We start from the raw sequence: 13,116 nt of genomic DNA, 5'->3' as shown, positions 1-13,116 counted from the left end.
CGACTGGCCAGGGCGGCGGCGAGGCCGAGGCTTCGCCGCCGCACGGGGAGTACTGGGCGATGACGCCGTCAGCCTTCAGCTTGTCGAACTGGGCGAAGACGGCTTCCTGCTGCTCTGCGACCCAGTCGGTGACCTCCTGGGGGCCGAGCCAGCCGGGCGTCACGCCGACCTTGGAAACCCAATCCTGGAACTCCTTGCCTTCCAGCGCCTGCTGGTAGGCCTCGGCCAGTTTGGCGATGACGTCATCCGGGGTCTTGGCTGGTGCGGCGACGATGATGAAGCTGCCGGACCGCAGGTCGAGACCGGCGGACTTGGCATCGGGCACGTCGCTGTAGGTCGGGTTCGGCGCGTCGGAGAACTCGACCAGCCCGCGTGCGTCGCCCTCGTCGAGGAGGTTGGCGAAATCGCCGAGGCTGGTGACGGCGATCACGACCTCGCCCGACAGCATGGCCTCCTTCTGGGGACCGGCACCGCCCGGATAGGGGATGAGGTCGAGATCGATGCCGGCGAGCTTCTCCAGTTCGAGCATCGCCAGATGGGTGCGCGAGCCGGTGTTCTGGATCGCCACCTTGACGTCGCCCGGCGCTTCCTTGGCGGCGGCGATCAGGTCGTCGATCGTCTGGTAGGGCGCGTCGTCGGCGACGATGATCGCATCCGACTCGTTGGTCAGGCGGCCGATCATCTGCAGCTTGTCGAGCTCGTAGCCCGGCAGCAGCTGCTGGTAGGGCACGGTGATGACGCTGTCATAGGTCAGGACGCCGATCGTGTAGCCGTCCGGGCGCGCCGACATGACGTTCATGATGCCGTTGGCGCTCATGCCGCCCTCGACATTCTCCACATAGATGGTCTGGCCAAGCTCCTTCTCGGCGATCGCGCTGACCTTGCGCGAGATGCCGTCGGTGCCGCCGCCGGCGCCCCAGGGCACGACGAGGCGGATATCCTTGGTGGGGTAGTCCTGCGCCGCGGCCGGCGCGGCGATGGCCACGATGGCTGCGGTCGCCGCCGTGGCGGCAAGGGTCCTGAGATGATGCATGCGTCTGTCCTCCCATGTTGAAACTGAAGGGGTCGCCCCCGCTTCGTCGATCCGGCGCCGCGTGCCGCCGGACCGTCTTCCCCGATTCCTGCGACCGTCCCCGCGGGCCGCGGCCCGGCCGTCAGGCGGCCTCGGCCGACCGTGCCTCGACCCGTGCCACCAGCGCGTCGATCTCGCGATGGTCCTCGGCTGTCAGAGCGGGTCCGGGCTGGCGCATGGTGGCGTGACGGATGGCGCCGCGCCGCCGCATGACCTCCTTGCGGGCCGCCACGCCCCAGAAGCCCATCGCCTCGTAGCGCAGCAGCGGCAGGTAGCGTTCGAAGAGATCGTTCGCCGCGTCCGTGTCGCCCTGCGTGTGCAGGCGGTACACGCCCGACAGCATCTCCGGATAGGAGAAGCCGGCCATCGGCCCGTCGACGCCGCGCGCCAGTTCCAGCGGCAGATACATGGCGTTGTTGCCGGTCAGGATGGCGACGCGGCGTCCGCCGCCCTGGCGCAGGCGCGTGATCTTGTTGAGGCTCGGCAGGTCTTCCTGCTTGATCGCCTGGATCTGCGGATGGCGCTCGACCAGCGACAGGATCGCCGGCACCGACATGCCGACATTGGTCGCGCCGGGGAAATCCTGCAGCACCACCGGCACGTCGCCGATGGCGGTGAAGACGTGATCGAAATAGCGGGCAAGCTCGTCGTCGGTGCGGATGCCGCCGGCCGGCGCGATCATCACGCCCGCGGCGCCCGCATCCATGACCTTCGCGGTGAGCTGGGAAAGCTGGGCGAGGTTGGGGCTGCTGACCCCGACGATGACCGGCCGGCCGCCGGCGCGAGCAATGTAGCGCTTGGCGACGGCCAGCGATTCCGCCTCCGTCAGCTTGCCGGCCTCGCCGCTGACGCCCAGCACGGTGAAGCCGTCCGCGCCATGGCGGCAGTAGAAGTCGACCAGCGTGTCGACGCTCGCAAGGTCGATCCCGGCATCCGCGTCGAACGGCGTCTGGGCGACGATGTAGACGCCCTTCATGGCTGCGAGCATTGTGCCTCCCGGCGTGCCTCGAATTCGCATGGCAGATGCGGCGGCCCGTCTCCCTGCCGCTCATCATATGATCTCTTGCCGATGCCATATGATCACTGCATAAAGACACTGATGGTTCGGCCTGTCAATCGGCCGGGACGGTCACCGGCGGACGACGCTCGGGCGCCGCCGCCGGTGCAGCACAGCGGGGACGCATGGCCGACGCGATCGAAATCGTCCTTCACGGGCGCAACGCCGCCTCCTTCGTCGAAGGCTTCGACGCCCTGCTCGAGGTTGAGGCGAGGATTCGCCTTGTGCCGGACGAGCCGGCGACCGAGGCCGATGCGGAGGCGTTGCGCCGGGCCGACGTGATCATCGGCAATCGCTTCCAGGCTTCGCAGCCAAGGCCGGAGCGGCTGCGGCTCTATCACGTCTCGGCCACGGGCACCGACGGCATCGCCCTCGACGCTCTGCCGCCGGGCGCGACCGTCTGCAATTGCTACGGCCACGATCCAGCCATGGCCGAATATGTCATGGCTGCCCTCCTGTCCCATCAGGTGAAGCTGTTCGATGCCGACCGGCGCCTTCGCAAGGGCGAATGGCCCTACCGTGCCGGTGCGGCGGCCAATATTCATGGCGAGATCGGCGGCAGGACGCTCGGGCTGCTCGGCTTCGGCCATATCGGCCGGGCGGTGGCGGCGCGTGCGAAGGCATTCGACATGACGATCCACGTCGCCAATCGCAGCCCGGTGCCTGCGTGCGGCGACGTCGATGCCAGCCATGGCCTCGGCGACCTGTCGGCGTTCTACGCCGCGGCGGACTTCGTCGTCGTGTCGCTGCCGCTGCTGCTTGAGACGCGCGGGCTCGTCGATGCGGCCGCCTTCGACCAGATGCGGCCGGATGCGGTGCTGGTAAATGTCGGGCGCGGCCCGGTGGTGGACGAGGCGGCGTTGTACGAGGCCCTGTCCCATCGCCGTATCGGCGGGGCCATCATCGACACCTGGTACCGTTATCCGGAGGCCGAAGGCGATGTGACGGCGCCGTCCCGCTTCGATTTCGCGGCGCTCGACAATGTTGTGATGACCCCGCACATGTCGGCCTGGACCGACGGCACCATAAGACGGCGCCAAGCCACCATGGCCGACAACATCAACCGCCATTTCACCGGCCGGGCCTGCAGCAACGTCGTGCGTCCCGCCGGCTGAGCTCTCGCACAATTCACCGGAACGGCGGGCGTGCGACGAAAGCCGTGATCGTGGTCATCGACGCGGTATGTCATCATATGTTGAGGTGGCGACGCGCGCGAACTGCATGGCACGATGCAGAGCCGCAGATGGCGACCCCAAGGCGGATCGCAGGGAGGAAGCAGGCAGGGTGGTGACAGAACAAGCCAAGGACAGCCGGCCGCTGACGGTGCGCGTCACGGAGGAATTGCGCGAGCGGATCGAAGCCGGCGACTACGCCCCGGGCGACAAGCTGCCGACCGAGCCGGTGCTGGTCGAGCGTTTCGGCTACAGCCGGACGGTGATCCGCGAGGCGATCGCGGCCCTGCGCGCCGACGGCCTGGTGGAATCGCGGCAGGGCGTCGGTGTCTTCGTGCTGGGTCCGCGCCAGCGCGAGCAGTTGCCGACGCTGTTTGCCGATGCGACCGACAAGATTTCCGACATCATCGAGGAGCTGGAGCTGCGGCTGGGCATCGAGGTCGAGGCCGCAGGGCTTGCGGCGCTGCGCAGTTCGCCGGCCCAGGAGGCGGAGATCCAGGCACAGCTCGAGAGCTTCGAGCGGCTGGTGGCCGAGGGGCGCCCCACCGACAATGCCGATTTCGCCTTCCACATGACCATCGCCACGGCGACCAACAACCAGCGTTTCAAGGCGTTTCTGGAGCATGTCGGCCGGCGGATCATCCCGCGGGTCAAGTTTCGCAAGGCGATGGGCGGCATCGATCCGCTGCCGAACCGGGACGAACAGCTCCTGGCCGAGCACACGCAGGTGGCCGAGGCAATCTGGGCGCGTGATCCCGAGGCCGCCCGCGACGCCATGCGGCGGCATCTCCAGGGGGGCATCAAGCGCTACCGCGCCATCACCCGCGCGACCCGGCCGACGCCTGCCAGCGATTGACAGCAGGGCTCAAGTCATCATACGTCATCTGCGAGACGTCGTATGATTGGAGAGCCCATGTCGCCCAGTGAACTCAAGCGCCGGCTGGCTTCCGGCCTGCTGTCCTTCCCGGTCACGCATTTCCACGAGGACCTGTCACTCGACCTGGACAGCTACCGCAGCCATGTCGAATGGCTGGCCGGCTTCGATGCTGCGGCGCTGTTCGCGGCCGGTGGCACTGGCGAGTTCTTCTCGCTGTCGCCGGAAGAGGTCGGCACGGTGACGGCGGCGGCCAAGGAGGTGGCGGGCGACGTGCCGATCATCGCCGGCTGCGGCTATGGCGGCGAACTGGCCCGCGACATCGCGCGGCGCGCCGAAGCCGCCGGGGCCGACGGCCTGCTGCTGCTGCCGCATTATCTGATCGGTGCGCCCCAGGAGGGTCTCTACCGGCACATCAAGTCGGTGTGCGACGCGACCGGGCTCGGCGTCATCGTCTACAACCGCGCCAATTCCATCGTCACCGCCGACACGCTGGCGCGGCTGGCGGATGCCTGCCCGAACCTCGTCGGCTTCAAGGACGGCACCGGCCAGATCGGCGTCGTGCGCCAGATCACCGCCAAGCTTGGCGACCGCTTCTGCTATATCGGCGGCATGCCGACGCACGAATTGTTCGCCGAGGCCTACAACGCCATCGGCGTGACCACCTATTCCTCGGCGGTGTTCAATTTCGTGCCGGAGCTGGCGCAACGCTTCTACCGGGCGATGCGGGCCGACGACACGGCGACCATGGCGACGATCCTCGATGAGTTCTTCTTCCCCTTTGCCAAGATCCGTGACCGCGAGGTCGGCTATCCGGTGTCGATCATTAAGGCGGGTGTCGAGCTGATCGGCCGTGGCTCCGGCCCGGTCCGGCCGCCGCTCACCGATCTGACGGCCGAGGAGAAGGCGATGCTGAAGGCGCTGATCTAGCGCGTCTTCGGGACGCATCCTGCTCAGACCTGCCGGACGGCTCCGCGATCGCGGGGCCGTTCTGCGTCGGGGCGATCAGTCGCGTGTGGTCGGCAGGCCGGCCTCGTAGCGGATCGGCGTGCCGTGGGGCGTGGCCTCGGCGGCGCGGTGCCAGACGGCCTGCGCCGCATCGACGGCATCGGCGCTCACCAGCGCCCGCGTCGCGAGGATCTCTTCCAGCGCCGCAAGCCAGGCGGTGAAATAGGCGTCTGCTGCGGCTTCGGGCGAGGGGCCGCCGGCGGGCAGCTTGGCGCAGGCGCGGGCGAGCGCGGCGGCCCAGTCGGTCCAGGCGAGGATGCCGCGCTCGTTCAGCGCGACGGTCATGGCAAAGGCCTTGGCCTGCCAGGGCGCGAAGAAGACGGGCTCACCCGCCGCATCGCGTGGCAAGCCCGGCGAGGCCGCGGCGATGCCGGTCTCAGGCGTGCTCAAGATAGGGCTCCCAGGCATCGATGGAGACGGTGTCGCTCCGCGAGGCGTCGCCGCCCCACAGCGTGAATGCGTCGAAGACCACGGTGTAGAGCCAGTGCGCGACGTGGTCGTCGCCCTTGGCACTGGCATCGGCGAAGACATGAAAGCCCTGCACACGCTCGATGGTGCCGGTCTTTTCGCGGGCATAGGCGGGCAGGCGGATGTGATGGCGCGGCTGCAGGTTCAGTGTGCGGACCCTGTCGCCCGGCGCGAAGGCCGGCGTGCTGCCCTCGGGATCGCGGTTGGCCGGACTGCCCTTGGCGAGAGCCGGTGCGACGGCGTCGGCCTTCAGGACGCGGTTCGGCGGCACGGTCAGATCGAGGGGCCGGCCGGCGCGCAATTCGCGATAGCTGATGAGACCGTGGCGCAGGAGCAGCGTCTCGAGGCCCTTGGTCCAGATCTCGTAATAGGACGAACCGTAATAGTCGGCCGGGTCGCGATCCTCGCGGGCGGCGCGGCTTTCGTCGATCGACCAATGGCCCATTGCGCCGGCGGCGAGCGTCAGGGCGAGGGCGCGGCGCTCCCAGGGCGCATGGAACAGCGGCTCGTCCGCCTCCGGCGCGATCGGGCCGAAGCCGTGGCGACCGCCGAGATCGTGGGGGCCGTTCATGCCGCCGGCTCCGGCGCGGCATGCGGGCCGAGGTGACGCTCGGTGCCGATCATGGAATTGCGGGTGACGAGGGCAGCGAGCGCTTCCTCCGACAGGCCGTCGGTACCGGCCGGGCGCTCGGGCACGACGAGGTAGCGCAGCTCGGCGGTGGAGTCCCAGACCCGCACCGTGACGCCCTCCGGCAGCGCAACGCCGAATTCGCGCAGGACGCCGCGCGGATCGGAGACGGCGCGCGAGCGATAGGGCGGTGACTTGTACCAGACCGGCGGCAGACCGAGGACGGACCACGGATAGCAGGAGCACAGGGTGCAGACGACGAGGTTGTGGCGCTCCGGCGTGTTGAACACCGCCTGCATGTGCTCGCCCTGGCGGCCGGTGAAGCCGAGCGAGGCGATGGCGGCGGTGGCGTCGCGCGCCAGCCAGTCGGCGTAGGCCGGGTCGCTCCAGGCCTTGGCGACGACGCTGGCGCCGTTGCGCGGCCCGACCTTGGTCTCGTAGGTGTCGATGATGGCGTCGAGGGCGTCCGGGTCGACCATGCCCTTCTCGATGAGGATCGTCTCCAGCGCCATGACCCGGGCGGTCATCGGGTCGAGATGGTTGTCGTGATCATGGTCGTGGTGATGCCCGTGGGCGTGGTGATCACCGTCCTTGCCGTGCGATCCCGTCATGGTTCCTCCCGGATCTGTCTTCGCGGGCCTCGCGCGCATCGACCAGTGTCGCGGCCTCGCGCCGGCGTCCGCGCGCGCTGCTGCGATGATAAGCCCGGCAGGGGGAATTACCAGCCGTTCCAGGACCCGTGCGGAAGCGTGCGGCGCACAGCGGACGACGGCTCGCATTCCCCCGTTGACCCGGACGGGTGTTGAGGCGCACCACAGGCCGATGGAGCGACGTGGCGGCGCAGGCACGGCCCGCCGCTCAAGCCCTATACCCGGAGTTCTGCACCCATGACCGTCCAGCCGAATTCGATCGAGGGACGCGATATCGCGTTCCATCTCCACAGCTACACCAATGCCCGCAAGCACGAGGCCAACGGGCCAATCGTCATGGAATCGGGCGAGGGGGTGCATGTCACCGACACCGACGGCAATCGCTATATCGAGGCGATGTCGGGGCTCTGGTCGGTGGCCGTCGGCTTCGGTGAACAGCGGCTGGTGGATGCCGCCGCGCGGCAGATGCAGAAACTGAACTATTACCACACCTTCACCCACAAATCGCACGGCCCGGCGATCGAACTGGCCGAGAAGCTGGTGGGCATGGCGCCGGTGCCGATGTCGAAGGCGTATTTCACCAATTCCGGCTCCGAAGCCAACGACACGATGATGAAGCTGGTGCGCTACCGCTCCAACGCGCTCGGCCAGCCGCAGAAGAAGAAGATCATCAGCCGGACCCGCGGCTATCACGGCGTGACGCTGGCCTCGGCGAGCCTGACCGGCCTGCCCAACAATCACCGCGCCTTCGACCTGCCGATGCCGGGCGTCCTGCACACGACCTGTCCGCATTACTGGCGCGAAGGCCGCGACGGCGAGAGCGAGGAGGCCTTCGCGACGCGCTGCGCCGAGGATCTGGACGCGATGATCCAGGCCGAGGGGCCGGACACGGTCGCCGCCTTCATCGCCGAGCCGGTGATGGGCGCGGGCGGCGTCGTGGTGCCGCCGGCGACCTACTGGGAGAAGATCCAGGCGGTCCTGAAGCGCTACGACATTCTACTCGTCGCCGACGAGGTGATCTGCGGCTTCGGGCGCACCGGCCAGATGTTCGGCAGCCAGACCTACGGCATCGAGCCCGACATCATGACGCTCTCCAAGGCGCTGTCGTCCTCTTATCTGCCGATCTCGGCGCTGCTGATCAACGAGCGGGTCTATGCGCCGGTGGCGGACCAGTCGTCCGAGATCGGCACCTTCGGCCATGGCTATACGGCGTCCGGGCATCCGGTGGCGGCGGCCGTGGCGCTGGAAAACCTGAAGATCATCGAGGAGCGCGATCTCGTCGCCAATGCGCGCGAGATGGGCGAGCTCATGCAGGCCGGTTTGCGCACGCTCGCCGATCATCCGCTGGTCGGCGAAGTGCGCGGCGTCGGGCTGATCGCTGCGATCGAACTCGTCACCGACAAGGCCGCCAAGCTCTCCGCCCAGCCGCCGGGAGACCTTGCCGCGCGCGGCTTTGCGATCATGCAGAAGAACGGGGTCATCTCCCGCGCCATGGGCGACGCGCTGGCCTTCTGCCCGCCGCTGATCGTCGAGAAGCAGCATATCGACACCATCGTCGAGACCACCGCGCGCAGCCTCGACGAATTGCAGGCGAGCCTCTGAGGGCACGCCCTCATGCGTTACAGCAGACGGCCCCGCATCCGATCCGGTGCGGGGCCGTCTGCGTATGAGCCCGTGTCAGGCGGTGTCGGCCGGCGGCTGCGAGCGGCGCAGAAGGTCGGCCAGCGCCTCGAAGTCGCGGCGGCGGGCGGTCGATGGGCGGAAGGCGAGGGCGATGGTGCGGTAGGGCGTCGGCGCCTCGAAGGGCAGAATGGCGATGCCGCCGCTGCGGGTCTCGTCGGGAATCGCCATCTCGGGGATCAGCGTCGCCCCGAGCCCGCCGGAAACCATGCGCAGGATCGTCGTCAGGCTGGTGGCGCCGAGGCCTGCCATCTCGCCGGCATCGGCGATGCGGCAGATGTCCAGCGCCTGCGCCCGCAGGCAGTGGCCTTCCTCCAGGAGAATCAGCCGCTCGTTGCGCAGCGCCGACAGCGGCACGGGCTGCGGCAGGCGCGAGGCCTCGGCGGCCGGCAGCGCCAGGTAGAAGCGATCCTCGAACAGCGCGATCGATTCGAGCAGCGGGTCGTCCAGCGGCAGCGCGACGACGGCGCAGTCGATCTCGCCGACCGCCAGATCCGCAACCAGCCGGTCGGTGACGCTCTCGCGAATCTCGCATACGAGGCTCGGATATTCGCTCGCCAGCGCCTGCAGGAAGGTCGGCAGCACGTAAGGGGCGACCGAGGCGATCATGCCGAGGCGCAGCCGCCGCGACAGCAGCGTCTCGCCGGCGGTCGCAAGGCTTTCCAGTTCCTGCATCTCGGCGAGGATCCGCCGCACGCGGGCGCCGATGAGGGCGCCGTCGCTGGTCAGGGTGACGCCAGAGGATGCGCGCTGGAACAGCGGTCCGCCGAAGAATTCCTCCATCTGGGCGATCTGCGCCGAGAGGGCCGGTTGGCTGATGTTGAGGCGCTTGGCGGCCTGCCCGAAATGCAGGGTTTCGCTGAGCGTACTGAAATAGCGGAGCTGTCGGATGGTGAGCATGCGCGATAGGATAAACTGATTGGCGCCGCTTGGAAATACGATTGGAGATTATGGGGCGCATCCCTATTATCGGTCTGGAAGAATTCCAAACACGGCGAAGGGAGGCCACACATGGCTGATCGCGAGAGACTGACGACAACGGCCGGCGCGCCGGTGTCCAGCAACCAGAACTCCAAGACGGTCGGGCCGCGCGGTCCGGTCCTGCTCGAGGACTTCCAGCTGATCGAGAAGCTGGCGCACCAGAACCGCGAGCGCGTTCCCGAGCGCGTGGTCCACGCCAAGGGCTGGGGCGCCTTCGGTTCGCTGACGGTGACCGAGGACATCACCAAATACAGCCGCGCCAAGGTGTTCCGTCCGGGCTCCAAGACCGACATGCTGGCGCGCTTCTCGACCGTTGCCGGCGAGCAGGGCGCGGCCGATGCCGAGCGCGACGTGCGCGGCTTCGCGCTGAAGTTCTACACCGAGGAAGGCAACTGGGACCTCGTCGGCAACAACACCCCGGTGTTCTTCGTCGCCGATCCGTACAAGTTCCCGGACTTCATCCATACGCAGAAGCGCCATCCGCGCACCAATCTGCGTTCGGCGACCGCCATGTGGGACTTCTGGTCGCTCTGCCCGGAATCGCTGCACCAGGTGACGATCCTGATGTCCGACCGCGGCATCCCGACCGACCCGAGCCGCATGAACGGCTACGGCAGCCACACCTTCTCGCTGTGGAACGACCAGGGCGAGCGCTTCTGGGTGAAGTTCCACTTCAAGACCCAGCAGGGCCATGAGCACTTCGTCAACGAAGAGGCCGAGAAGGTCATCGCCAAGTCGCGCGAGAGCTACCAGGAAGCCCTCTACGGCATGATCGAGGACGGCCGCTTCCCGAAATGGACCATGTACATCCAGGTCATGCCCGAGGGTGAAGAGGTCCAGTTCGAGGAGAAGACCGGCTGGAGCGCCTTCGACCTGACCAAGGTCTGGCCGCATGGCATGTACCCGCTGATCAAGGTCGGCGAGATGGAGCTGAACCGCAATCCGGAGAACTATTTCTCCGATATCGAGCAGTCTGCCTTCAACCCGTCCAACGTCGTTCCGGGCATCGGCTTCTCGCCGGACAAGATGCTGCAGGGTCGCCTGTTCTCCTATCCGGACGCACATCGCTACCGGATCGGCACGCATTACGACGCGCTGCCGGTGAACAAGCCGAAGAGCCCGGTGCATCACTACCACCGCGACGGCGAGATGCCGTTCGGCATGCGCACCAACCCGGACGCCTATTACGAGCCGAACAGCTTCGGCGGTCCGGTCGAGGATCCGAGCGTCGAGGAGCCGCCGCATCGCTACAGCGGCCAGGTGGGTCGTTACGACTTCCGTGGCGAGGCCGACCATTACAGCCAGCCGCGGGCACTGTTCGAGATGTTCGACGCCGGTCAGCGTGAGCGGCTGTGCGCCAACATCGCCGGTGCGATGCAGGGCGTGCCGCAGTTCATCGTCGATCGCCAGCTGGCGCATTTCGACAAGGTGCATGCCGAGTACGGCGCCGGCGTCCGCAAGGCACTCGAAGCGCAGACGCGCGACGACGCCGAGGCGAGCCTCAGCACCAGCCACAGCGCCGCTGCGGAGTAACCGGACGCCATTGTCCGCGACATGAAACGTCGGCGCTACGTGCGCCGGACGGAGAGGGCCGGGAGCGATCCCGGCCCTTTTTGCTTGCGGGGGTGCCGTCGCGTGGTGCAGGACTGCGCTCAATCCGCGAGGCATGCGACCGAAGACGACCTGTCGAACCGACGGGCCACCGGTCGGCTATTCGGCCTGCGCACGGAACGCCCGGCATCGTCCGGCAAGACACAGCAAGGATACGATCATGCGCCTGGGCGGCAGGATGGCAGCGGCCATCGAGATTCTGGCCGATATCGAGGCACGGCGTCGGCCGGTGGCCGATGCCCTGAAGGACTGGGGGCTTTCCCATCGCTTCGCAGGCTCGGGCGATCGGGCCGCCATCGGCAACATCGTCTATGACGTGCTGCGGCGCCGGCGCTCGCTGGCCTGGCGCATGGAAGACGAGACGCCGACGGCCATGGTCTTTGCCGCGATCCTCGACAGCAAGGGCATGGGCGTCAAGGATCTGGCCATCGCGCTGGATGGCGACCGCTTCGCGCCCCAGATGCCGTCGACCGACGATTTCGCCGCCTTCCGCACCCGCGAGCTGGGCGCGGCGCCCGGCGCCGTGCAGGCCGACGTACCGGACTGGCTGGCGACCCGGCTGGAAGCCGCCTTCGGCGAGGATTGGATCTCGGAGGCCGCGGCCCTGTCCGACCGCCCGCCGCTGGACATGCGCGTCAACACGCTGCGCGCCGATCGCGACAAGGTCGCCAAGGCGCTGACGCCCTTTGCCGCGACCGCCACGGCGCTGGCGCCGCAGGGCCTGCGCGTCCCGCCGATCGCGGGCGATGGACGCCATCCCAACGTGCAGGTGGAGGCCGGTTTCCAGAAGGGCTGGTTCGAGATCCAGGACGAGGGCTCGCAGATCGTCGCGCTTCTGGCGGGGGCAGCCCCCGGCATGCAGGTGCTGGATTTCTGCGCCGGCGCCGGCGGCAAGACGCTGGCACTGGCCGCGTCCATGGAGAATACCGGCCAGATCCACGCCTATGACAGCGATCGCCAGCGGCTGGCGCCGATCCACGACCGGCTGAAGCGGGCCGAGGTCCGCAACGTCCAGGTCCATGCGCCGCGCGACGATATCGGCGAGCTGGAGGGCCGGATGGACCTGGTGCTGGTCGATGCGCCCTGCACCGGCACCGGCACATGGCGTCGCCGCCCGGACGCCAAGTGGCGGCTGGCCGAGCGCCAGCTCGACAAGCGGCTGGAAGAGCAGGACGCGGTGCTCGACGCGGCGGCGCGCTTCGTCAAGCCCGGCGGCCGGCTGGTCTACATTACCTGTTCGCTGCTGCCCGAGGAGAACGGTGCCCGCGTCGCGGCCTTCCTGGAACGTGATGCGGGTGCTCAGTTCAAGGTCGCCGATGCCACGGGACGCTGGGCCGAGGCCCTGCCGGAGGCGCCGAAGGCCTACCATGCCAGCCCGCTCGGCGACGGCACGACGCTGACGCTGACGCCGCGTACCACCGGCACCGACGGCTTCTTCTTCGCGGTCCTGGAGCGTCGCTGATGCGGGCCTATGTCGCTCTGTCGCTGTTCCTCGCCCTGACCGTGGGCGGCGGCGCGCTGGTGGGTGCGGCGACGGCGCCGGGCGAGTGGTACCAGGCGTTGCAGAAGCCCTGGTTCAATCCGCCTGGCTGGGTCTTCGGACCGGCCTGGGGAGCGCTCTACGTCCTGATCGGCATCGCTGGCTGGCGCGTCTGGCACCGGGGCGAACTGCAGGCCGCGCGGATCTGGTGGGTGCAGCTCGGCCTCAACTTCGTCTGGCCGTTCCTGTTCTTCGCCGCGCAGGTGCCCGGCCTTGCGCTGGTCGAGATCGTGGCGCTGTTCGCCGCGATCTGCGGCTTCGTCGCCTATACCTGGCGCGAGGATCGTGTTTCGGCGCTGCTGTTCCTGCCCTATGGCGCCTGGGTCGCCTATGCGACGCTTCTCAACACCGCCATCTGGTGGTTGAACTGAGCAG

At 68.2% G+C, this 13,116-nt stretch carries 13 protein-coding genes; 7 read left to right on the top strand and 6 right to left on the bottom strand.

Annotation, left to right across the window (positions count from 1 at the left end; all coding sequences use genetic code 11):
• Positions 1–1,033 (bottom strand): Bug family tripartite tricarboxylate transporter substrate binding protein (locus ACEQX1_RS17235; RefSeq protein ID WP_370197216.1); only part of this gene is annotated, 1,033 nt, incomplete at its 3' end.
• A 121-nt stretch (positions 1,034–1,154) separates the two neighbouring features.
• The gene (locus ACEQX1_RS17230) at positions 1,155–2,060 is read right to left on the bottom strand and encodes a dihydrodipicolinate synthase family protein (RefSeq protein WP_370195140.1); all 906 of its coding nucleotides are present in this window, start codon (positions 2,058–2,060) and stop codon (positions 1,155–1,157) included.
• Positions 2,061–2,254: 194 nt separating this feature from the next.
• On the opposite strand from ACEQX1_RS17230, the gene ACEQX1_RS17225 reads away from it, so the two are divergent.
• From ACEQX1_RS17225 to kdgD, 3 genes are all read left to right on the top strand, one after another.
• Positions 2,255–3,244: a 2-hydroxyacid dehydrogenase gene (locus ACEQX1_RS17225; protein WP_370195141.1), complete on the top strand. Its 990-nt coding sequence runs from the start codon at positions 2,255–2,257 to the stop codon at positions 3,242–3,244.
• 169 nt (positions 3,245–3,413) lie between these two features.
• Positions 3,414–4,157, top strand: a complete 744-nt coding sequence (locus ACEQX1_RS17220) for a FadR/GntR family transcriptional regulator (RefSeq protein ID WP_370195144.1) — start codon at positions 3,414–3,416, stop codon at positions 4,155–4,157.
• Positions 4,158–4,214: 57 nt separating this feature from the next.
• Positions 4,215–5,105, top strand: coding sequence for a 5-dehydro-4-deoxyglucarate dehydratase (gene kdgD / locus ACEQX1_RS17215; RefSeq protein WP_370195146.1), 891 nt, complete (start codon positions 4,215–4,217; stop codon positions 5,103–5,105).
• Positions 5,106–5,180: 75 nt separating this feature from the next.
• On the opposite strand, the gene ACEQX1_RS17210 is transcribed toward kdgD, so the two are convergent.
• From ACEQX1_RS17210 to nthA, 3 genes are read right to left on the bottom strand one after another with little or no spacing between them, the layout of a single operon-like run.
• Positions 5,181–5,573 (bottom strand): nitrile hydratase accessory protein, encoded by a 393-nt coding sequence (locus ACEQX1_RS17210; RefSeq protein ID WP_370195149.1) that lies wholly within the window; start codon positions 5,571–5,573, stop codon positions 5,181–5,183.
• The gene (gene nthB, locus ACEQX1_RS17205) at positions 5,560–6,222 is read right to left on the bottom strand and encodes a nitrile hydratase subunit beta (protein WP_370197213.1); all 663 of its coding nucleotides are present in this window, start codon (positions 6,220–6,222) and stop codon (positions 5,560–5,562) included. The genes ACEQX1_RS17210 and nthB overlap by 14 nt, the downstream gene beginning before the upstream one ends.
• Complete coding sequence (gene nthA, locus ACEQX1_RS17200) at positions 6,219–6,890, bottom strand: nitrile hydratase subunit alpha (protein ID WP_370195152.1); 672 nt, start codon at positions 6,888–6,890, stop codon at positions 6,219–6,221. Before nthA ends, nthB begins: the two co-directional genes overlap by 4 nt.
• A gap of 276 nt (positions 6,891–7,166) precedes the next feature.
• On the opposite strand from nthA, the gene ACEQX1_RS17195 reads away from it, so the two are divergent.
• Positions 7,167–8,531 carry an aspartate aminotransferase family protein gene (locus ACEQX1_RS17195; protein WP_277025243.1) on the top strand — a complete coding sequence of 455 codons (1,365 nt, stop codon included), beginning with the start codon at positions 7,167–7,169 and terminating at the stop codon, positions 8,529–8,531.
• Positions 8,532–8,606: 75 nt separating this feature from the next.
• Here ACEQX1_RS17195 and ACEQX1_RS17190 read toward each other — a convergent pair whose 3' ends face one another.
• The gene (locus ACEQX1_RS17190; RefSeq protein ID WP_370195154.1) at positions 8,607–9,509 is read right to left on the bottom strand and encodes a hydrogen peroxide-inducible genes activator; all 903 of its coding nucleotides are present in this window, start codon (positions 9,507–9,509) and stop codon (positions 8,607–8,609) included.
• Positions 9,510–9,620: 111 nt separating this feature from the next.
• On the opposite strand from ACEQX1_RS17190, the gene ACEQX1_RS17185 reads away from it, so the two are divergent.
• From ACEQX1_RS17185 to ACEQX1_RS17175, 3 genes are all read left to right on the top strand, one after another.
• Positions 9,621–11,123, top strand: a complete 1,503-nt coding sequence (locus tag ACEQX1_RS17185; protein WP_187390420.1) for a catalase — start codon at positions 9,621–9,623, stop codon at positions 11,121–11,123.
• Between the two features lie 238 nt (positions 11,124–11,361).
• Positions 11,362–12,663, top strand: a complete 1,302-nt coding sequence (locus ACEQX1_RS17180; RefSeq protein ID WP_370197210.1) for an RsmB/NOP family class I SAM-dependent RNA methyltransferase — start codon at positions 11,362–11,364, stop codon at positions 12,661–12,663.
• Positions 12,663–13,112: a TspO/MBR family protein gene (locus tag ACEQX1_RS17175; protein WP_370195769.1), complete on the top strand. Its 450-nt coding sequence runs from the start codon at positions 12,663–12,665 to the stop codon at positions 13,110–13,112. Before ACEQX1_RS17180 ends, ACEQX1_RS17175 begins: the two co-directional genes overlap by 1 nt.
• The last annotated feature ends 4 nt before the right edge of the window (positions 13,113–13,116 follow it).

The organism is Aurantimonas sp. (assembly GCF_964217435.1).
Classification (GTDB): Bacteria; Pseudomonadota; Alphaproteobacteria; order Rhizobiales; family Rhizobiaceae; genus Aurantimonas; species Aurantimonas coralicida.
This window is presented reverse-complemented; position numbering and strand designations above follow the sequence as displayed.

Coding starts and splice junctions, on each gene's coding strand:
- ACEQX1_RS17230 (WP_370195140.1), bottom strand. CDS start 2,060: ATGCTCGCAGCCATGAAGGGCGTCTACATCGTCGCCCAGACGCCGTTC.
- ACEQX1_RS17225 (WP_370195141.1), top strand. CDS start 2,255: ATGGCCGACGCGATCGAAATCGTCCTTCACGGGCGCAACGCCGCCTCC.
- kdgD (WP_370195146.1), top strand. CDS start 4,215: ATGTCGCCCAGTGAACTCAAGCGCCGGCTGGCTTCCGGCCTGCTGTCC.
- nthB (WP_370197213.1), bottom strand. CDS start 6,222: ATGAACGGCCCCCACGATCTCGGCGGTCGCCACGGCTTCGGCCCGATC.
- nthA (WP_370195152.1), bottom strand. CDS start 6,890: ATGACGGGATCGCACGGCAAGGACGGTGATCACCACGCCCACGGGCAT.
- ACEQX1_RS17195 (WP_277025243.1), top strand. CDS start 7,167: ATGACCGTCCAGCCGAATTCGATCGAGGGACGCGATATCGCGTTCCAT.
- ACEQX1_RS17190 (WP_370195154.1), bottom strand. CDS start 9,509: ATGCTCACCATCCGACAGCTCCGCTATTTCAGTACGCTCAGCGAAACC.
- ACEQX1_RS17185 (WP_187390420.1), top strand. CDS start 9,621: ATGGCTGATCGCGAGAGACTGACGACAACGGCCGGCGCGCCGGTGTCC.
- ACEQX1_RS17180 (WP_370197210.1), top strand. CDS start 11,362: ATGCGCCTGGGCGGCAGGATGGCAGCGGCCATCGAGATTCTGGCCGAT.
- ACEQX1_RS17175 (WP_370195769.1), top strand. CDS start 12,663: ATGCGGGCCTATGTCGCTCTGTCGCTGTTCCTCGCCCTGACCGTGGGC.